The sequence below is a fragment of the Aeromonas sp. ZOR0002 genome (genome assembly GCF_963866995.1).
GTDB classification, from domain to species: domain Bacteria; phylum Pseudomonadota; class Gammaproteobacteria; order Enterobacterales; family Aeromonadaceae; genus Aeromonas; species Aeromonas caviae.
Window position 1 is genome coordinate 1 of the sequence record NZ_CAWMFQ010000249.1, and the last position, 387, is coordinate 387.

Annotated in this window: 1 protein-coding gene; it reads right to left on the reverse strand. The window is 67.4% G+C overall.

Annotated features, from left to right (window positions below; translation table 11 throughout):
- Nucleotides 1-52: 52 nt before the first annotated feature.
- A partial coding sequence (locus AACR77_RS13835) for an MgtC/SapB family protein (protein WP_042882285.1) occupies nt 53-387 on the reverse strand: 335 nt, incomplete at its 5' end.

The window sequence follows — 387 nt, forward strand, 5'->3', positions numbered from 1 at the left end:
GGGGCGCCCCATGCAACACGTAATTGGGACATAGCCTTTTTCATGGGGGAAGTTACTTCTCAATGCCGCTGCCGAGCTCGTCCTGATGGGGGGCGGCCTGCGCGTGGCCATTGCCGTGCCGCCAGCTCTCCAGCCGGTTGTGCACCCCGCGGCGCAGGCTCTTGAAGCTGGTCTCCAGGTAGTCCACCCCCACCAGGATGGAGAGGGTGACGCCGGTGAGCAGCAGCGCCTGGTGCAGCATCTGCATGCCGATGAGGGCGCCGAGGGCGGCCAGCATCCAGACGGTGGCGGCGGAGGTGACCCCCAGTACCTGGCCATCCCGGGTCATCATCACCCCGGCGCCGAGAAAGCCGATGCCGGTGATGAGCTGGCCCAGCACCCGCGCCT